This window comes from Corallococcus sp. AB018 (assembly GCF_003986945.1).
Taxonomy (GTDB): domain Bacteria; phylum Myxococcota; class Myxococcia; order Myxococcales; family Myxococcaceae; genus Corallococcus; species Corallococcus exiguus.
In genome coordinates, this window is sequence record NZ_RAWR01000207.1 from 1 (window position 1) to 18,766 (window position 18,766).

Genomic DNA, 18,766 nt, shown 5'->3' on the forward strand with positions numbered 1-18,766 from the left:
AACCCGCCTCCGGCCACCGAGGCCATCGACTCGGAGCTGGAAGGGCAGCGGCGCGAAGCCACCCTGACTCCGCCTCCGTCCACGGAACCGGCCGCCCCCGCCGCGACGCCCGCGGCGGACCCCGCCACGGCGCCTGCCGTCGCGGACACGGCGAAGGCCATGGGCACGCTCCAGGTGCGGGCCAACCCCTACGCCACCGTCTTCCTGGGCACGAAGCGGCTCGGGGACGTGCAGGGCCGCGCGAGCTACAAGGTGCCGGCCGGCACCTACAGCCTGACCTTCGCGCACCCGACCAGCACGAAGACGTTCACCGTCATCGTCCCCGCCAACGGCTCCGTGATTCAGGAGTTCCGCGCGTCTCGCGGACGCTGAGCCGAGCTGGGCTGAAGCCCGCCTCCCGTCCCTCCATCCCCTGAAGCCCCTGATAGCCGGCGCGCAGCGTCGGCCGGACGACGTCCGCCCGCACGCCTGCTCGTCTTCCTTGACGAATGACGCGCGAATCTGGCACCTATGGCGTCCATTCAGTAGCCTCTATTCAATGGAATCGATGGACCTGCTCGCGCCCGATGAACTCGAGCGCATCGAGCGCGAAAACGCGGGAGGCTTGCCCGCGAACGCGATCCTGGAAATCTTCCGGCCCCGGGGCGTGAGGCTCTCGGAGGCGACGTTCCGGAAGTACGTCCAGGCCGGTCTGCTCCCCCGCAGCCGCCGTGTGGGCCGCAAGGGGAAGCACCAGGGAAGCCTGGGCCTCTACCCGGTGGAAGCGGTGCGGCGCATCAACGTCATCAAGAAGATGATGGCCGAAGGACACACCCTGGAGGACATCCGTCGCTCCTTCGTGTTCCACCGAAACCACATCGACCAGCTCCAGCGGGACTTGTCGGAAGTGCTGGACGGGTTCCAGGAGGAGCTGGGAGGACGGCCTCTGGGAGGAGAACGCAGGAGGTCACTCGAAGCCCAGTTGGCAACGCTCAGGCAACGGGCGCAGGATCTGGTCCGGGATGTCGCCCGGTTGGGCAGCGCCGTCACGGCGCGCGAAGACGAAACGCTCCGGCCGCAATAGGATGCCCCCCCGGGTCCTGTTGAACCGGATAGACTCCACGCATCTGGAGGACGAAACATGTCGGAAGTGAAGCAGCTGCAGGAGGGCGAGGGGGGGAATGAGGAGGAGCAGCCCGCGGAACGCCGGCGCTCCAAGACGATGTCGCGCAAGGAGATGGCGCGCGACCTGCGCCGGCGCAGGCTCGCCGGTCAGCTGGACCCGGAAGAGGCGGAGACCCTCAAGCTCGTGGACGAGCAGCGGCCGCGCACCCGCGCGGACTGCATCAACGGCCCGCGCCCGTGCCTCTTCGTGTCCTGCAAGCACAACCTCTACCTGGACGTGAACCCGGAGACGGGCTCCATCAAGCTCAACTTCCCGGACAAGGAAATCACGGAGTTGGAGCACACCTGCGCCCTGGACGTGGCGGAGAAGGGCGGCATCACGCTGGAGGAGGTGGGGGAAATCATGAACCTCACCCGCGAGCGCATCCGTCAGGTGGAGACGCGCGGCCTGATGAAGCTGCGTGAGGCCACGGAGGCCGAGCCTCCCGTGTCCGCCCGCAAGCCTTGAGGGCAGGGCACTGTTTCGCGCCGGGCCTGGGGTGACGTGTTGCGTTGACACCCCAGGGGGTGGTTGCTAGGACCCGCGCCACCCCCCCACCCATTGCGAGGCGCACACGTGCTGGCTCTCCTGAGCGTTTCCGACAAGCGCGGTCTGGTCCCCTTCGCCCAGGGCCTGGTGCGGCTGGGCTACCGGCTGCTCTCCACGGGCGGCACCCTGGAGGCCCTGAAGGCCGCCAGCATCCCCGCCACCCAGGTGTCCGAGCACACGAAGAGCCCCGAAATCCTCGGCGGCCGCGTGAAGACGCTCCACCCCCGCATCCACGGCGGCATCCTCGGCCGGCCCGACCTGGACAGCGACAAGGCGGAGATGGCGGCGAACAACATCGAGCCCATCTCGCTGGTGGTGGTGAACCTCTACCCGTTCCGCCAGACGGTGGCGTCCGGCGCGGGCGAGGACGACGTCATCGAGAACATCGACATTGGCGGGCCGGCGATGGTCCGCGCGTCCGCGAAGAACTTCCAGCACGTGGCCATCGTGGTGGACCCGGACGACTACGCGCCGGTGCTCGCGGAGATTGAGGGCCAGAAGTCGGTGGGCCTGGAGACGCGGCGCCGGCTGATGCGCAAGGCGTTCGCGCACACGGCGGCCTACGACGCGTCCATCTCCGGGTGGCTGTCCGGCGAGGCCCAGGAGCCCTTCCCCGAAGAGCTGTCGCTCGCGTTCCGCAAGGTGCAGGGCCTGCGCTACGGGGAGAACCCGCACCAGCGCGGCGCCTTCTACAAGGAATACGCCGCCCCGAAGGAGCCGTCCGTCGCCTTCGCCAAGGTGCTCCAGGGCAAGGAGCTCTCGTACAACAACATCCTGGACCTGGACGCGGCCCTGGGGCTCGTCCTGGAGTTCCCGGAGAAGCCCTGCGCGGTGGTCATCAAGCACAACACCCCGTGCGGCGTGGCGGTGGACGACGCGCTGGAGAAGGCCTACCGCACCGCCCGCGCGGTGGACGAGGTGAGCGCCTTCGGCGGCATCGTCGCCTTCAACCGGGAGGTGGACGAGGCCACGGCGAAGGCCATGGCAGAGACGTTCCTGGAGGCGGTCATCGCGCCGTCGTACTCGGCGGTGGCGCTCCAGGTGCTGGCGGGGAAGAAGAACCTGCGCCTCCTGGAGGCGGGCCCCGCGCTGGCGTCCGCCACGGCGGCGCCCCGGCCCCAGGTGGACGCGCGCAGCGTGTCCGGGGGAATGCTGCTCATGGACCGGGACGCGGTGGAGCCGCCCCTGGAGTGGAAGGTGGTGTCCAAGCGCGCCCCCACGCCGGAGGAGGAGCGGGCCCTTCGCTTCGCCTGGAAGGTGTGCAAGCACGTGAAGAGCAACGCCATCGTCTTCGCGGCCCCGGCGCAGCTGCTGGCCCAGGGTGGCGGGCAGACGAACCGGGTGGACTCCGTGCGCATCGCCATGACGCGGGGTGGCGAGGCCCTCAAGGGGAGCGCCGTGGCCTCGGATGCCTTCTTCCCCTTCCGGGACGGGCTGGACGAGGCGGCCCGGGCAGGGGCGACGGCGGTCATCCAACCGGGCGGGTCTGTCCGGGACGCGGAGGTGATTGCCGCCGCGGACGAACATGGGATGGCCATGGTGGTGACGGGAGTGCGACACTTCCGCCACTAACTTCATGCGCATCGTCTGCCAGAAATGCGCGGCGGCCTACGCGATCGACGATCGGTTGATCACGACCAAGGGCGTCCGCGCGCAGTGTCCCCGCTGCCGTCACCTCCAGCTCGTGAAGCGGGAGGCCTCGGCCGCGTCCGTGACGGCTCCCCCTGAAGGGGCCGTGCCTCCCGCCGCCGAGCCGAATCCGCCCGCGGCCGCACCGGCGCCTCCAGTCGCCCGCGAGCCCCGGAGCAATCCGGCCGCCGCGCCCGTCGCCGCGAAGCCACGGGAAGCACCGAAGGCGGCTCCGAAGTCGGACCTCTTCGGGGACTTCGGCGAGATGCCGGAGCTGGGGCCGCCGGGGAGCGTGGACCCGTTCGCGGACCTGGGGCCGCCCGCGTCGCAGGCCTCCGGGGGCCTTCCCTCGGACCCGTTCGCGAACCTGGGCCCGTCCTCGCCCAGGCCGGCGCCCGCCGCGAAGCCCGGCCCTCCGGTGCCCGACGCGCCCGGGGTGGCGGCTCCCGCGCCGACAGCGGCGCCATCCACCTCTCCGGAAGACCCGCTGCTCGACTTCCTCGGCCCGGCGCCCGGAGGCCTGGAGCCCGAAGCCCCGCTGGCGCCCACGCCCGGGCGGGCCTCCTCGCCACCCGCCGGGGCGGTGTCCCTGGGCCGCATGTCCGCCCGCGCGCCCGCTCCTGTGGTCCCGAAGAAGGAGATGCACACGAATTGCCGCTCGTGCGGCAAGGACCTGACGGACCCCTTCGATCAGGCCCTGGGCACCTGCGAGGCCTGCAAGCAGCGGGAGTCCGCGTTCCCCCGGGAGTCCTCCGTGGTGGTGGCGCCAGAGGCGGCGCCGCCTCCGTCCGACGGCGGCGGTCTGGTGGAACTGCCCATGATGAGCGGCCTGGACGGCACCGCGTCCGAGGACGAACCCCGGTTCGAGGGCGCCACGGCGCTGGCGCCGGACTCGCGCGTGAGCTCGGTGAAGCCCGCGCGCACGTCGCACATCACGGCCGCGCCGGTCCGCAGCGCGCAGCGTGACGGACGCGGTGGCGGCAGCCGTGCGGGAGTCTTCGGCCTGTTGGCGCTGGCGGTCCTGGGGGCCGGCGGCGCGGGCTACTACTTCCTCGTGCACAAGCCCCAGCAGGAGCAGCTGGCCCGGGCCGCGCAGCCCCCCGCTCCGGCCGCGGTGCCTTCGGAGGTGCTGGCCGCGGTGGGCCGGTGGAAGCTCCAGTTCCTGGAGCTGGAGGGCACCAGCGCGGAGCACCTGGCGGCCGGCCAGAAGCAGCTCGAGCTGGACCAGCGCATCGCCTACACGGAAGCCGAGGAGTCCTTCCAGCAGGCGCTGCTGCTCGACCCTCGCAGCACGGACGCCATCGCCGGGTACGTGCAGGCGCTGTCGCTCGGGCGCGGTCCGGGCATGGACGACAACTCCTTCCAGGAGGCGCGCGAGCTCATCCAGGCCGCGACGGGCATGGCCGGAGAGACGCCCGCGCTGCTCGTCGCGCACGCGAACCTGCTGCTGGCGCGCTCGCGTCAGTCCGGCAACCTGGAGGAGGCGGCGCGGCTGGCGACGGAGGTGCTGTCCCAGCCGAAGGCCGCTGACGCCTACAAGGCCGAAGCGCACCTGGTGCTGGGCCGCTCGCAGGTGGCCACGTCGCGTGAGCTGGCGAACCAGGAGTTCGACGCCGCGCGGAAGCTGGCGCCGAACCTCCAGCGCGTGGACTACTACAGCGCGCTCGCGCACGAGCAGGCCGGCCAGTACGGGCTGGCGCTCAAGCAGCTGCGCCAGCGGATGGAGCTGGATCCTCAGGACTGGAACAGCCTGGAGGCCACCGCCCGCATCTACGTGGAGGTCGGGGAGACCGCCCGCGCGCGCAAGCTGTACGAGGACCGGCTGAAGGCGAAGGCGGGCGACGTGCGCGCCACCCTGGCGCTGGCGGTGCTGCGCTACCAGGCGGAGGGCAACGCGCGCGAAGCCGTGCGCGCCCTGAAGGAGCTGACGAAGAACGCGTCCCGCTACGGCCCGCGCGACGCCTCCGAAATCTTCACCCACCTGGCCGCGGCGGAGCGCACCGCGGGCAATGACGGCGCTGCCGGGATCGCGGCCGCGTCGGCCCTGAAGGTGGTGCCGGCGATGCCGGAGGCCCACCTGCAGTTGTTCCTGGTGGCGCTGGCGAAGAAGGACGCGGCCCTGGCCCGCGAGCACCTGAAGGGCTTCCAGGGCCGGTTGCAGGACGCCGCGCTGGAGAAGGTGCTGGAAGGGCGCGTGCACCTGCTGGAAGGCGACGTGGCTGGAGCCCAGGAGCGCTTCCAGCAGGCGGTGCGGCTGGACGACCGCCGCATGGACGCGAAGCTGCTGGAAGGCGTGGCGGCGGCGAGCGCGAAGAAGCGCGACGAGGTCTTCCGCCTGTTCTACCCGGTGCTGGAGGCGCGCGAGTGGGATCCGCTGCGGCTGGCGCCCCGGCCCGCGCTGTCGCGCTTCTGGCTGCGGCCGGGCGACACGCTGGTGGGCGTGGAGAACGTGGTGAAGTCCCTGAGCGACCGTCCGGAGGACGTGCAGCCCCTGCTCTACGAGGCCCTGGTGCGCTTCCATCAGGGGGACCGTCAGACCGCGGAGCGGCTGCTGCACACCGTGGTGGACGTGAACGAGAACAGCGGCGGTGCGCAGGCGTACCGGGCGCTCATCGCGCTGGACACGAAGGGGCCGCAGGCCCGGAACCTGGCGGAGCGCGCGGTGAGGGTCGAGCGCGGGCTGCCGGTGGCGCGCCTGTCGCTGGGGCTCGCGCAGGCCGCGGACAGGGACGTGGCGGGGGCGATGCGCTCGTTGCAGTCCGCCCTGGACGTCGCGCCGAAGATGCTGTCCGCGCAGACGAAGCTGGCGGAGCTGCTGATGACGTCGAAGCCGCAGGAGGCGCGCGCGGTGCTGGAGAAGGTGGTGGGGTTGGATCCCTCCTACTTCCCGGCGAAGACGCTGCTCTTCAAATTGGACGAGCGAGGTTGACGTGAAGGTCCTGTTGCTGGGGTCGGGCGGCCGCGAGCACGCGCTCGCATGGAAGCTGGCCCAGAGTCCTCGTCTCTCACGGCTCCTCGTCGGCCCCGGCAACCCGGGCACGGCGCGGTGGGGCACCAACGTGCCGTTGCAGGCGGACTCGCCGGAGGCGGTGGTGTCGCTGGCGCGCCGCGAGCGCGTGGACCTGGTGGTGGTGGGCCCGGAGGCGCCGCTCGTCGCGGGCGTCGCGGACGCGCTGGCGCAGGTGGACATCCCGTGCTTCGGCCCCGTCGCGGCGGCCGCGCGCATCGAGGGCTCCAAGGCCTTCGCCAAGGAGGTGATGGCGGAGGCGGGCGTGCCCACCGCGGCCTTCCGCGTCTTCACGGACGCGGCGGAGGCGGAGGCATACGCCGTGGCGCAGGGCCGCATCGTGGTGAAGGCGGACGGCCTGGCCGCGGGCAAGGGCGTCATCGTCGCGCCGGACGCGAAGGCCGCGCGTGAAGCGGTGCGCGCCGTGGCCCAGATGGGGCAGGCGGGCCAGCGGATGGTGCTGGAGGAGTTGCTGGAGGGCGAGGAGGTGTCGCTCATGGCCCTGTGCGACGGCGAGCGCTACGTGCTCCTGCCGCTGTCGCAGGACCACAAGCGCGTGGGTGAGGGCGACACGGGGCCCAACACCGGCGGCATGGGCGCGTACTGCCCGGCGCCGTTCCTCACTCCGGCGCAGCTGGCTCAGGTGGGCGAGCAGGTCATCGCGCCCACGCTGGCGGTGCTCAAGAAGCGAGGCACGCCACTGCGCGGGGTGCTGTACGCGGGGCTGATGCTCACGGCGTCCGGCCCGAAGGTGCTGGAGTTCAACGCGCGCTTCGGCGACCCGGAGACGCAGGTCCTGATGATGCAGGTGGACGAGGACCTGCTGCCGCTGATGGAGGCGTGCGCGAAGGGGACGCTGGAGCCCCGGCCGCTGAAGCAGTTCCCGGGCGCGTCGGTGGGCGTGGTGCTGGCGGCGGAGGGCTACCCGGAGGCGCCGAAGAAGGGCCAGCGGATTGAAGGGCTGGACGAGGTGGCGTCGAACGCGCCCGTGTTCCTGGCGGGCGTGGCGAAGCAGGACGGCGCGCTGGTGACGGCGGGTGGCCGGGTGCTGACGGTGTGCGCTCGGGGTGACAGCCTGGCGACGGCGCGAGAGCGGGCCCTGGAGTCGGCGGACGCCGTGCGCTTCGAGGGCAAGCACTTCCGCCGGGACATCGGCGCGCGGGGGCTGCGGGCGCGGTCGTGAAGCTGCTGGCGCGCTACCTGCTCAAGGAGCTGCTCGTCCCCCTGGGTGTGTGGGTGGCGTTCATGTTCCTGCTGCTGTTCGTGATGCAGTTCCTGCGCGGCACGGACGTGCTGTTGGGCTCGGCGGTGACGCTGGTCGACCTGGGCCGGCTCATCGCGTACCTGGCGCCGCACTTCCTGGTGATGGCGCTGCCCATCGCGTTCCTGCTGGCCATCCTGTTGGGCCTGGGGCGGCTGGGCGAGGACCGGGAGCTCACGTCGCTGCAGGCCCTGGGCATCAGCCCGCTCCAGCTGCTGGCGGCGCCGCTGGGCGTGGGCATCGCGCTGAGCGCGTTCATGGTGCTGCTCACGTCCACGGTGGAGCCGTGGGGCCTCACGGGCGTGAAGGACCTGGTGGGCGAGGTCATCCAGAAGAACGTCGCGGGCGACGTGAAGTCCGGCGTCTTCTACGAGGACCTGAGCGACCTGACGTTGTACGCGCAGAAGGTGGCGCCCAAGGGCGGCGGGTGGACGAACGTGCTGTTGCACGACGACCGCGACCCCAGCTCGCCGTTGCTGGTGCTGGCGCACAAGGGCAGCGTGGGCACGTCCGAGCGGGGCGAGGCGCTGCGGATTGAATTGAGGGAAGGCGAGGTGCACCGCGCCAACCGCTCCTCGGTGGACGCGAGCGTCGTCGCGTTCGAGAAGGCGGAGATCAACGTGGGGCTGGGCGGGTCGCTGTCGCGGCGCAACCGGTTCCGCTCGCCGAAGGAGGAGCTGACGCCGGTGGAGCTGCTGGCGGCGGCGAAGGACGCGGAGGAGCGGCGCGAGGATGCGCGCCCCTTCCTGATGGCGCTGCACAGCCGGATGGGCAACGCGGTGGCGCCGGTGGCGTTCGCGCTGCTGGGCACGCCGCTCGCGATTGGCCGCAGGCAGGCGGGCCGCGCGTGGGGCTACCTGCTGACGCTGGGCGGCTATGTCCTCTACTACCTCCTGAGCCGCGCCTTCGAGCAGATGGGGCAGAAGGGCCAGATGCCGGTGTTCGTCGCGGGGCAGCTGGCGAACGTGCTCTTCATGGTGGTGGGGGCGTTCGCGCTGTATCGCGTGACGCGTTCGGGGACGGTGCGATGAAGGGCACCCTCTTCCGGTACGTGGTGGGCGCGTACGTGCGCTACACGCTGGGCATCCTGGCGGGCGTGGTGGCGGTGTTCCTGGTGGTGGACTTCGTGGACCGCGCGAAGGCCTACGGTGGCGAGGGCTGGGTGCTGGATGTGCTCAAGCTCTATGGCTACAAGGCGCTGGTGACGGTGCAGCAGCTGGGGCCGGCGGCGCTGCTGCTCGCGGCGGGCACCACGGTGTCGGCGCTGCGCAAGAAGGGCGAAGTGACGGCGCTGCGCTCGCTCACCTTCGGGCCGGCGGCGCTGTACCTGCCGGTGGGCGTGTGCGCGCTGGTGGCGTGCGTGGGGCTGGTGGCGTTCGACGAGACGGTGGCCGCGAGGGCAGGCCGGCGCGTGGATGAAATCACCACGCAGCGCTTCAACCGCTGGGGCGACTGGCGGATGTATTACACGCCGAAGCAGTGGTTCCGGCGGGGGGACGCCATCTTCTTCCTGCGAGGCGGCAATCCGCAGGAGGGCTTCGAGAACGTCTCCATCTTCACGCTGACGCCGGAGTTCAAGCTGCGCCGCCGAGTGGACGCGGGGCGGATGCGCCCGGTGGAGGGCACGCGCTGGGAGTTGACGGACGTGGTGGAGCGCACGTTCACGGAGGACGGGCGCACGTCCGTGACGCAGCAGCCCACCGCGGAGTACGAGCTGGGCGTGGGCGCGACGACGTTCCGCATCCGGCCGGGCCGTCCGGAGCAGATGCGCCTGGGTGAGTTGGGCGAACAGATTGTCGCGCGAGCGGAGGTGGGGCTCGCGACGAAGGCCTTCCAGCTCGCGTGGCACAACCGCTTCGCGTATCCGCTGGCGGGGCTGCCCGCGGCGTTGCTCGCCGTGGGCCTGGCGCTGCGGACGAACCGGCGCGGGCACCTGACGGCGGCGGTGGTGGAGGGGCTGCTCATCGCCGTGGCGATGTGGGGCCTGATGGTGGTGTCCCGCACGCTGGTGCTCACCGAGCGTCTGGCGCCCGCCGTGGCGGCCTGGATGCCCACGACACTGCTGACCATCGTCGCGGCGGCCCTGTGGTTGCGCCGCGAAGGCTTGTTGAACTTCCCGCGCCGAAGCGTGACGCGGCAGGCGTAGGGGGCCTCACCCGCGAAGCAGCCGGCGCGTGTGGTGGGCGAGTTGTCTCTCCTCATCGCTGGGCAGCACGCAGACCGGACACCGGGAGCCCTTGGCTGTGATGAGCCCCTCGCCCGCCTCGTTCCGCCGCGCATCGAGCTGGATGCCCAGGTGGCCCAGTCTCTCGCACACACCCTCGCGGATCCGCGCGCTGTTCTCCCCGATGCCGCCGGTGAAGACGAGCATGTCCAGCCCGCCGAGCACCGTCGCATAGGCGCCCACCGTCTTCGCGATGCCGCGCGTGAAGACGTCCACCGCCAGTGCCGCCGCCGCGTTGCCCGCCGCCGCGTCGCGCGTCAGGGCCTGCATGTCGCTGGTCCCCTCCGACAGCCCCCGGAGTCCGGCGTCGTGGTTCACCAGCGACTCCAGCGCGTCCGCGTCCATTCCACCCGTGCGCATCAGGAATAGCAGGACGCCGGGATCCAGGTCGCCCGTGCGCGTTCCGCTGGGGATGCCGCCGGTGGGCGTGAAGCCCATGGACGTGTCGACGGAGCGTCCCCACTCGAGCGCCACGAGGCTCGCGCCATTGCCCAGGTGCGCCACCACGGTGCGTTCGTTGATGTGGGGCAGCAGCCTCGCCACGATGGACTCATACGACAGGCCATGGAAGCCGTACCTCTGCACGCCCTGGTCCCTCACGGAGCGGGGCAGGGGGAGCGTCGAGGCGACCTCCGGCAGCGTGGCGTGAAAGGCCGTGTCGAAGCAGACGAACTGCGGCACGCCCGGGTACTGCCGCTCGGTGGCCCGGATGAGCCGCAGCGCCGGAGGGATGTGCAGCGGCGCGAAGTGCGTCGCCTCCTCCAGCGCCTTCATCACCTCCGGCGTCAGGGCCTGGTGCTCGCGCAGGTGGGGACCGCCATGCACCACGCGGTGCCCGATGGCGCGGGGCCGCTCTGCGCCCAGCTCCTCCAGGTGCCGCACGGCCTCGCGGAACGCGTCCTCCTGTGACGGATTCCGCACGTCCACCGCGCGCACCTGCTTCCCCGCGCCGTCCTTCACGACCAGCCGGCCCTGCTCCGCGCCAATGTGGGTCGCGCTGCCCTTGAACCGCACCGCCTCCTGGCCACCCTGCTCATCGTAGAGGCCGAACTTCAGCGACGACGAGCCGCTGTTGATGACCAGCACCGCGCCTGAATCACTCATCGCGCGGTCCATTTCCAGTCGGCCACCTCGGGCATGTCCTCGCCGTGCTCCGACACGTAGAGCTTGTGGCGCTGGCGCACCTCGGAGAAGCGCTGCTCTGCGTCGTCCCGCCGGTGCCGCGCGGCCTTTGAGTGCCGGATGGCATCCAGCGCCAGGGTGAAGCGGTCCATGTCGTTGAGCACCGTCATGTCGAACGGCGTCGTCGTGGTGCCCTCTTCCTTGTACCCGTGCACGTGGATGTTGCCGTGGTTGGCCCGGTTGTACGTGAGCTTGTGCACGAGCGTGGGGTAGCCGTGGAACGCGAACACCACGGGCTTGTCCGTGGTGAACAGGCGGTTGAAGTCCTCTTCGTTGAGCCCGTGAGGATGGACGTGCACGGGCGCGAGCGTGAAGACATCCACCACGTTGATCACGCGCACCTTGAGCTCCGGAGCCCACTCTCGCAGCAGCGTCACCGCGGCCAGCGTCTCCATGGTGGGCACGTCGCCCGCGCAGGCCATCACCACATCCGGATCGCCGTCGTCATTGCCGGCCCAGTCCCACGCGCCAATGCCTGCCGAGCAGTGGCGCACCGCGCTCTCCATGTCCAACCACACCGGCGAGAGCTGCTTCCCCGCGATGATGAGGTTCACGTAGTTCTTCGAGCGCAGGCAGTGGTCCGCCACCGACAAGAGCGTGTTCGCGTCCGGCGGCAGGTAGATGCGCACCGTGTCCGCCTTCTTGTTGGCCACATGGTCGATGAAGCCCGGGTCCTGGTGGGAGAACCCGTTGTGGTCCTGCCGCCACACGTGCGAGCTGAGCAGGTAGTTCAGCGACGCGATGGGCTTGCGCCACGGCAGCTCCCTGGCGCTCTTTATCCACTTGGCGTGCTGGTTGAACATCGAATCGATGATGTGGATGAACGCCTCGTAGCAGGAGAAGAAGCCGTGGCGTCCGGTGAGCAGGTACCCCTCCAGCCAGCCCTGGCAGAGGTGCTCGCTCAGGACCTCCATCACGCGGCCGTCGACGGAGAGGTTCTCGTCCGTGGGCTCCTGCTTCGCGTCCCAGCTCTTGCCGCTGACGGCGTAGACGTCCTGGAGCCGGTTGGACGCGTTCTCGTCCGGGGCGAACATGCGGAAGTTCTTCGCCGCCAGGTTGTGGCGCATCACGTCCCGCAGGTAGCCGCCCAGCACCTTGGTGGCGCTGACCTGCTTGGAACCCGGGACGCCCGGGTCGACCGCGTAGTCGCGAAAGGCCGGCAGCACCAACGGCACCAACAGCTGGCCGCCGTTCGAGTGCACGTTGACGCCCATGCGCAGCCGGCCCTTGGGAGCGATGTCCGCCAACTCCTCGCGGAAGGTGCCATTCGCGTCGAACAGCTCGCGGGGCCGGTAGCCGTGGAGCCACGCTTCCAAAATCTTCAGGTGCTCGGGGTTGTCGCGCACCTCCTCCAGCGGGACCTGGTGGGCGCGCCAGGTGCCCTCCACGGGCTTGCCATCCACGACCTTCGGGCCGGTCCACCCCTTGGGGGTGCGCAGCACGAGCATGGGCCAGCGCGGGCGGGTAGGGTCGTTCTTCTCGCGGGCGTGGCGCTGGATGCGTGTGATTTCGGCGTAGAGGGTGTCCAGCACCTGCGCCATCCGCTGGTGCATGTCCTTGGGGTCGTCGCCCTCCAGGAAGTAGGGCGTGTAGCCGTAGCCCTTGAAGAGGGACTCCAACTCGTCGGCGTCGATGCGGGCAAGCACCGTGGGGTTGGCGATCTTGTACCCGTTGAGGTGCAGGATGGGCAGCACCGCGCCGTCGGTGATGGGGTTGATGAACTTGTTGGAGTGCCAGCTCGCGGCGAGCGCGCCCGTCTCCGCCTCGCCGTCGCCGACGACGCACGGGACGATGAGGTCCGGGTTGTCCAGCACTGCGCCGTACGCGTGGAGCAGCGAGTAGCCCAGCTCGCCGCCTTCGCTGATGGAGCCGGGGACCTCCGGCGCGTCGTGGCTGGGGACGCCGTAGGGCCAGGAGAACTGGCGGAACAGGCGCTTCATGCCGTCGCGGTTGCGCTCGATGTTGGGATACAGCTCCGTGTAGGAGCCTTCGAGGAACGTGTTGGCGATGATGCCGGGCGCGCCGTGGCCGGGGCCAATGAGATACATCATGTTGGCCCGGTGGTTCCGGATGATGCGGTTCAGGTGGACGTAGATGAAGTTGAGGCCGGGCGTGGTGCCGAAGTGCCCGAGCAGCCGGGGCTTGATGTCCTCGCGGGAGAGGGACCGCTCCAGCAGCGGGTTGTCCTTGAGGTAGATCTGCCCGACGGACAGGTAGTTCGCCGCGCGCCAGTAGGCGTCGATCTTTCCAAGCTCCTCATCACTCAGCGGACCCGCCATCTTTCATCTCCCGAGGTGTAGGCCGTGCATCCCCCGGGGAGGGATGGGACTCCATCTGGCCCACGACATGCAATGTCTGTGATGGGAAAAGTCGGGCGCGTCGGTTTCCCGACAGCGGAGGGGCCTTCGCGTGCGCGTCATGTTTACCGCAAGCCCTGACACCGCTGGACCACATTGGCAGCCATCTCCAGGTGTCCCACCGTCCCTTGCTTCGGTCTGACAAGGAGTTGGGCAATGCGTATGCGATTCGGGTGGATCCTTGCAGGTTTGTCGTTCGTGGGCTGTGGTGGAGCGCGGGACATGGAGCCGCCCGTGGCCCAGGAGCAGCAGGTTCAGGCGCAGGCGTGCACACCCGCCATGGCGGCCTTCAAGGTGAAGGACCTCCTCCCGCCGGGTGCGCCGTTGCCTTCGCCATCCCGGCCCATTCCCGATTGGCTGACGAACGTGGCGGGCACGCTGTACTTCACCGTGGATCCCTACCAGGGGACGGCTGGGCTGTGGCGCAGTGACGGCACCGGGGTGGGCACCGTTCCGGTGAAGGAGTTCCCCTTCGCGGGCTTGAACTACCGGGACTTCTCGTCGCTCACGGCCGTGGGCTCGCGGGTCTTCTTCAAGATGAGTGACCCGGCCACGGGCTTCGAGTTGTGGGTGAGCGACGGGACGGCGGCGGGAACGAGGCTCGTGAAGGACATCGTACCGGGCAGCGCGAACTCCATTCTCTCGAACCTCACCGACCTGGGGGGCGTGCTGACCTTCTTCCGCAGGGAGGAGAGCGCGGTGGAGCTGTGGCGGTCGGACGGGACGGAGGCGGGGACGTACCGGGTGGTGGACTTCGGCTCGGGGGCGTCCCTGTCCAGCTCCACGGTACGGACGAATGACGCGCTGTTGTTCTTCCTCCAGGACGCGACCCACGGCACGCGCCTGTGGCGGACGGACGGCACGGCGGCGGGCACCCGGCTCGTCAAGCGCGTGGACGCGGGGGCCCCCTTCGTGACGGCGACGCGCCGGCTCGCGAACGGCAACGGGTTGTTCACGCTGGACGACTCCGCCGGGACGGAGGTGTGGCGGACGGATGGAACGGCGGCGGGCACGGTGCGCCTGGACACCTTCGGCAAGCAGGCGCGGCTGCTGGGGGCGCTGGGCTCCTACGTCTACCTGTCCACGCTCGCCGACGATGGCGAGCGGTTGAAGCTGAACCGCCTGTCGCTCTCCGGAGGCGGGAAGACCCTGGTGACGACGCTGCCCAATCCCTATCCTGGCCAGCAGGACAACACGCCCTACGTGCAGGACTCGCGGGAGGCCGGGGGCAAGCTCTACCTGTCCGTGGCGATCAGCTCGCCGGGCCCCGCGCCTCGCCAGGTCGGGCTGTGGGTGACGGACGGCACGGCGGGAGGGACGCGGCAGGTCAGCCAGGGGCTCACCACGTCCGACGAGAGCAGTTCGCCCCTCTTCGACACGGGCTCTGGCACGCTGCTCTTCAGCTCGTGGGACGGCGGCCTGGGACTCATGCCGCAGGTCACGAATGGCACGGCGGCGGGCACGGGGCGCGTCACCACCTCGAGCCCCGGGGCCGAGGGACCCGAGGAGTTCACGCGCGTGGGCAACAGGATCTACTTCCGGGGGTTCTCCGGCGTCTGGGGTGACGCGTTGTGGGCCGTGTCCGCCAACGTGACCTGCACGCCGCTGAGCGCCAGCGCGGAGTGACAAGGCCGGTGAGCGTCAGCGCAAGGCCAGACGCATGACGTGCCGCCGGGTTCCAGCGAGCCCCAGCTCCTGGAACCCGGCGGCCTCGAAGAACACCGGTGTCAGTGGGAAGCGGTGACGTCGGACACGTTCACCGGCGTGGTGACGCGCTTCACCTTGGGGAAGAACAGGCCCGCGGTGAACGCGGCGATCATCGCCGAGCACATGATCCAGAAATTGATGGACAGGCCGGTGTTCAGCGCGCCGCCGAGCGTCTCCAGGATGGCGGGAGCCAGGCCGCGCCCGTGCTCGGGGCCGAGCAGCTCCGTGGCGGCGCTGACGGGGACGTTGGGGTCCTTCATCAGCTGATTCACCAGCACGCCGCCCATCACGCCCACGCCCAGCGAACCGCCGATGGTGCGGAAGAACATGCTGCTCGCGGTGGCCACGCCGCGCAGCTCCCAGCCCACGGTGGTCTGGACAGCGACCATCGTGGCCATGGCCGCGAAGCCCAGGCCAATGCCAAACAACCCCATTGCGATCTGCGGCACAAGCATCGAAGCCCCGGGCTTGAGCAGCAGCGCCATCAGCACGGTGCCAATGGAGGCCAGCCCCAGCCCGCCGACGATGAGCGGCCGGAATCCAGTGCGGACCATGAGCCTGCCGCCGATGAGGCTCGCCAGCGGCCAGCCGACGATCATGGGGGTGATCATCCCGCCCGCCATCGTGGCGGAGCCACCGAGCACGCCCTGCACGTACAGGGGCACGTAGGTGGTCGCGCCGAACTGGGCGGCAGAGAACAGGGCGCCCGCAACGTTGGAGATGGCGATGGTGGGAATCTTGAAGATGCTCATCGGGATGATGGGCTCGGCGGCGCGAAGCTCCACGAACACGAACGCGGTGAGGAGCACGGCGGCGAGGGGCAGGGCGAGCAGTGTCCGCCCGGAGCCCTGCACGCCGAACAGCAGCGCCACGACGCCCGAGGACAGCAGCGCCGCGCCCGCGTAGTCGAGCCGGGCACGCACCTTGGGCTTGAGTTGCTCGTGGAAGAACATGACGAGCAGCACCATGGACGCGATGCCGATGGGGATGTTGATGAAGAAGATCCAGTGCCACGTGAGGTACTTCACGATGAGGCCGCCGGTGAGAGGGCCCGCGAGGCCCGCGATGCCCCACACGGCGCTGAACGCGCCCTGGACCTTCCCGCGCTGCTCCAGCGTGTAGATGTCCCCGATGATGGTGAGCGCGATGGGCTGCATGGCGCCGGCGCCCAGGCCCTGAAGGACGCGGAACGCGATGAGCATGTTCATCGACGTGGAGAACCCGCACGCCAGGGACGCCAGCAGGAACAGGGTGGAGCCGAAGAGGACGACGGGCTTGCGGCCGTAGAGGTCGGCGAGCTTCCCGTAGATGGGGACGGTGATGGTGGATGACAGCATGTACGCGGTGAAGACCCACGCGTAGTGCTGGATGCCGCCCAGGTCGCTGACCACCGTGGGCATGGCGGTGGAGACGACGGTCATCTCAAGCGCGGCCACGAAGAGGGACAGTGCCAGAGCCAGGGTGGTGAACGGTCGATGGGTGGTGCGCATATCGGAAGGGGGACCGGGGAAAGGACCCTGGGTAACGCGTGCCCGTCCAGAGCGCCAACGTCAAGCGCGTGAAAAGGGATGACGGCGTCCATCGCCGGGGATTCCAGGTCCAGTCCGGAAGGGCAGGGGAGCACGAGGTGGGATAGGGTCCACCGGCCTCGCGAGTTCGAGGCGCACGGCATGGGCACGGAAACGAAGACGGTCGAGTCTGGGCGCTGGAAGACGGCGGTCGCCGCGGTGTTGGGGCTCTACGCGGTAGGGCTGGTGCTGGCGGAGGCGGTGCTCCAGGCCGGAGCCATCCTGGCCACGGCGCTGGCCCTGGCGCTGGCGGCAACGAAGCGGCTGCGCCTGGAAAAGGACGTGAGGGCGTTCGTGCTGGCGAGCGTCGCCCTGAGCGTCTGGCAGCTGCTGTCCCCAGCGGTGGCGCTGATGACGGGAGCCGCGACGAAGTGGCCCCGGGGCGCGAGGTACGGCCAGGCGCTGGACACGGTGGCGGGAGCGGCGGTCGCGTGCATCGGGACGCTGGGAGTGCCGTGGCTGCTGCTGGGGAGCCTCGTCGCGGGAGGCTGGTTGTTGGCGGCGGCGCTGGGCTTCTTCCAGCACCGGGTGCAGTGGCCCTGGGAGCCGCCGAAGTTCCTGAAGCTGAACCTGTCGCGCCTGCACGAGAACTTCGGAACGGAGGAGAACCCGAGGTACGCGGCGGGAGGCTTCTTCTTCCACCGGCTGCGGTTCGCGCACGGAGCCATCGCGGTGCTGGGCCCGGCGCTGGCGGTGATTGGCCGGTCGAAGGTGACGCGGAGGCGGGTGCTGGCCGGCGTGATGGTGCTGGGCCTGCTGCTGTCCATCTACGGCGCGTTCGCGAGAGCGGCGCTGGGAGCGGCGCTGGGCGTGTGCGTGCTGGCGCTGCTGCTGTTGTTGCGAGGGACGGCGCGGAAGGCCGGGCTGGGCGTGGCGGTGGCGCTGGTGGCCGTGGTGCTGCTGACGCCCGCGTGGCGGGAGCGGTTCGGCAAGGCGGTGGACAACCTCTTCGGCAGCGGAGAGCGCTCGCTGGCGATGTCCGTGGGTTGGCGCCTGGTGCGGGAGCACCCCTGGGTGGGCGTGGGCTTCGGCAATCACAAACCCGCGGCCCTGGCGACGCAGGCGGAGACGGGCATCACGGACCTGCTGGCCACGGACTCACACAACCTCTGGCTGACGGCCTGGGCGGAGACGGGGCTCGTGGGCCTGGTGCTGCTGGCGACGATGCACTTCCTGCTGGCGAGGGCATTGGTGCGAAGGCACCGGGCGGGTTCGATTCCGGCCACGGGAGCCCTGCTGTCCTTCGTGGGCTTCCACGTCCTGGCCCTGGTGCACTACCTGCCGTTCCACCCCAGCGTGCACCTGTCATTCATGCTCATCTGGGGCCTGGGGCTGTGCGAGTTCAGTACGCCGCTCCGCCATGAACCTGATTGAGTTTTCAAGCTGAGTGGGGGCGTGTGATGGAAGCCGTTGCGGTCACCGAAATCAGGCAGGTCGATACCGGATTGCAGGAGCTGTTCTGTGACTACGTGCCCCAGGTGTTCCGCCGCGCGGACTTCCGCCGTTGGCGTGCATGGGGAGAGTGGAACGACGACTATCGTGCGTTCGCGCTGATGGAGGACGGCCGCGTGGTGGCCAACACCTCCGTGATGCGGATGCGCCTGCTGTTGGAAGGGCGCGAGGTGCTGGCCCATCAGCTGGGAGCCGTGGGGTGTTTGCCGTCGCATCGTGGCCGGGGACTTGCGCGCGTGGTCATGAACGCCGCGCTGGACGCGTGTGGGGATGCGCCCGTGCTGCTCTTCGCCAACCCCAAGGTGCGCCAGTTCTACCCGCGCTTCGGGTTCCAGCCTCAAATGCAGACGTTGTTCGCCACCCCGTACGATGCCGTGCCGGCTGGCCCACCCGCGCCCACGCTCTCACTGGAGGACGCGGCCGTGCGCGCTGGACTCGCCACGCTCTCCAGCGAAGGGCGTCCCTCCACGGAACGCTTCGGCGCGCGAGGCTACGCGACGGTGGCGAGCTGGCCCGTGGCCAATGGCTTCGCGAGGCCTCTGCGCCAGTTGGGAACGGACTGGGAGTAGCCCGGTTCCGTGGACACCCGAGATGTGATGGAAGGAGCACGGGATGTCCGCGAACGAGGAGAAGTCGAAGAAGGCCCGTCGGCCGCGCCGAGAGTTCTCGGTCGAGTACAAGGCCCA

Annotated in this window: 13 protein-coding genes and 1 pseudogene; 11 read left to right on the plus strand and 3 right to left on the minus strand. The window is 70.1% G+C overall.

All coding sequences use genetic code 11. The annotated features are described in order from the left end of the window. The 8 genes and pseudogenes from D7Y11_RS43525 to D7Y11_RS33470 form a co-directional block, all read left to right on the plus strand. Positions 1 to 372: pseudogene (locus D7Y11_RS43525) on the plus strand (serine/threonine protein kinase); the annotation flags it as partial. Between the two features lie 166 nt (positions 373 to 538). Next, positions 539 to 1,063 carry a MerR family transcriptional regulator gene (locus tag D7Y11_RS33440; RefSeq protein ID WP_120525521.1) on the plus strand — a complete coding sequence of 175 codons (525 nt, stop codon included), beginning with the start codon at positions 539 to 541 and terminating at the stop codon, positions 1,061 to 1,063. A gap of 57 nt (positions 1,064 to 1,120) precedes the next feature. Next, on the plus strand, positions 1,121 to 1,612 hold the full coding sequence (locus tag D7Y11_RS33445) for a sigma factor-like helix-turn-helix DNA-binding protein (RefSeq protein ID WP_014397952.1): 492 nt from the start codon (positions 1,121 to 1,123) through the stop codon (positions 1,610 to 1,612). Between the two features lie 108 nt (positions 1,613 to 1,720). Further along, entirely contained in the window at positions 1,721 to 3,265 is a 1,545-nt protein-coding gene (purH, locus tag D7Y11_RS33450; RefSeq protein ID WP_120578005.1) for a bifunctional phosphoribosylaminoimidazolecarboxamide formyltransferase/IMP cyclohydrolase, read from the plus strand. A 4-nt stretch (positions 3,266 to 3,269) separates the two neighbouring features. Further along, positions 3,270 to 6,251, plus strand: coding sequence for a zinc-ribbon domain-containing protein (locus D7Y11_RS33455; RefSeq protein WP_126935720.1), 2,982 nt, complete (start codon positions 3,270 to 3,272; stop codon positions 6,249 to 6,251). 1 nt (position 6,252) lies between these two features. Then, complete coding sequence (gene purD / locus D7Y11_RS33460) at positions 6,253 to 7,512, plus strand: phosphoribosylamine--glycine ligase (protein WP_120578007.1); 1,260 nt, start codon at positions 6,253 to 6,255, stop codon at positions 7,510 to 7,512. After that, positions 7,509 to 8,621, plus strand: coding sequence for an LptF/LptG family permease (locus tag D7Y11_RS33465; RefSeq protein ID WP_120578008.1), 1,113 nt, complete (start codon positions 7,509 to 7,511; stop codon positions 8,619 to 8,621). The genes purD and D7Y11_RS33465 overlap by 4 nt, the downstream gene beginning before the upstream one ends. Then, positions 8,618 to 9,736, plus strand: a complete 1,119-nt coding sequence (locus D7Y11_RS33470; RefSeq protein WP_126935721.1) for an LptF/LptG family permease — start codon at positions 8,618 to 8,620, stop codon at positions 9,734 to 9,736. Before D7Y11_RS33465 ends, D7Y11_RS33470 begins: the two co-directional genes overlap by 4 nt. Before the next feature lie 6 nt (positions 9,737 to 9,742). Here D7Y11_RS33470 and D7Y11_RS33475 read toward each other — a convergent pair whose 3' ends face one another. Both D7Y11_RS33475 and D7Y11_RS33480 read right to left on the minus strand, forming a co-directional pair. Then, positions 9,743 to 10,918, minus strand: coding sequence for an acetate/propionate family kinase (locus tag D7Y11_RS33475; RefSeq protein WP_121752679.1), 1,176 nt, complete (start codon positions 10,916 to 10,918; stop codon positions 9,743 to 9,745). Continuing rightward, the gene (locus tag D7Y11_RS33480; RefSeq protein WP_126935722.1) at positions 10,915 to 13,275 is read right to left on the minus strand and encodes a phosphoketolase; all 2,361 of its coding nucleotides are present in this window, start codon (positions 13,273 to 13,275) and stop codon (positions 10,915 to 10,917) included. The genes D7Y11_RS33475 and D7Y11_RS33480 overlap by 4 nt, the downstream gene beginning before the upstream one ends. A gap of 234 nt (positions 13,276 to 13,509) precedes the next feature. On the opposite strand from D7Y11_RS33480, the gene D7Y11_RS33485 reads away from it, so the two are divergent. Next, on the plus strand, positions 13,510 to 14,979 hold the full coding sequence (locus D7Y11_RS33485) for an ELWxxDGT repeat protein (RefSeq protein ID WP_120578012.1): 1,470 nt from the start codon (positions 13,510 to 13,512) through the stop codon (positions 14,977 to 14,979). 101 nt (positions 14,980 to 15,080) lie between these two features. Here the strand turns inward: D7Y11_RS33485 and D7Y11_RS33490 are convergent, their stop codons facing one another. After that, positions 15,081 to 16,550 (minus strand): MDR family MFS transporter, encoded by a 1,470-nt coding sequence (locus tag D7Y11_RS33490; protein WP_126935723.1) that lies wholly within the window; start codon positions 16,548 to 16,550, stop codon positions 15,081 to 15,083. A 180-nt stretch (positions 16,551 to 16,730) separates the two neighbouring features. On the opposite strand from D7Y11_RS33490, the gene D7Y11_RS33495 reads away from it, so the two are divergent. Both D7Y11_RS33495 and D7Y11_RS33500 read left to right on the plus strand, forming a co-directional pair. Continuing rightward, a complete protein-coding gene (locus tag D7Y11_RS33495) occupies positions 16,731 to 18,002 on the plus strand; it encodes an O-antigen ligase (RefSeq protein WP_126935724.1) in 1,272 nt (423 codons plus the stop codon). 26 nt (positions 18,003 to 18,028) lie between these two features. After that, positions 18,029 to 18,649: a GNAT family N-acetyltransferase gene (locus tag D7Y11_RS33500; protein ID WP_233607464.1), complete on the plus strand. Its 621-nt coding sequence runs from the start codon at positions 18,029 to 18,031 to the stop codon at positions 18,647 to 18,649. Positions 18,650 to 18,766 lie beyond the last annotated feature (117 nt).

Bases quoted from the DNA above. Each gene is read 5' to 3' on its own strand.
- D7Y11_RS33440 (WP_120525521.1), top strand. From the start codon at position 539: ATGGAATCGATGGACCTGCTCGCGCCCGATGAACTCGAGCGCATCGAG.
- D7Y11_RS33445 (WP_014397952.1), top strand. From the start codon at position 1,121: ATGTCGGAAGTGAAGCAGCTGCAGGAGGGCGAGGGGGGGAATGAGGAG.
- D7Y11_RS33455 (WP_126935720.1), top strand. From the start codon at position 3,270: ATGCGCATCGTCTGCCAGAAATGCGCGGCGGCCTACGCGATCGACGAT.
- D7Y11_RS33470 (WP_126935721.1), top strand. From the start codon at position 8,618: ATGAAGGGCACCCTCTTCCGGTACGTGGTGGGCGCGTACGTGCGCTAC.
- D7Y11_RS33475 (WP_121752679.1), bottom strand. From the start codon at position 10,918: ATGAGTGATTCAGGCGCGGTGCTGGTCATCAACAGCGGCTCGTCGTCG.
- D7Y11_RS33480 (WP_126935722.1), bottom strand. From the start codon at position 13,275: ATGGCGGGTCCGCTGAGTGATGAGGAGCTTGGAAAGATCGACGCCTAC.
- D7Y11_RS33485 (WP_120578012.1), top strand. From the start codon at position 13,510: ATGCGTATGCGATTCGGGTGGATCCTTGCAGGTTTGTCGTTCGTGGGC.
- D7Y11_RS33490 (WP_126935723.1), bottom strand. From the start codon at position 16,550: ATGCGCACCACCCATCGACCGTTCACCACCCTGGCTCTGGCACTGTCC.
- D7Y11_RS33495 (WP_126935724.1), top strand. From the start codon at position 16,731: ATGGGCACGGAAACGAAGACGGTCGAGTCTGGGCGCTGGAAGACGGCG.
- D7Y11_RS33500 (WP_233607464.1), top strand. From the start codon at position 18,029: ATGGAAGCCGTTGCGGTCACCGAAATCAGGCAGGTCGATACCGGATTG.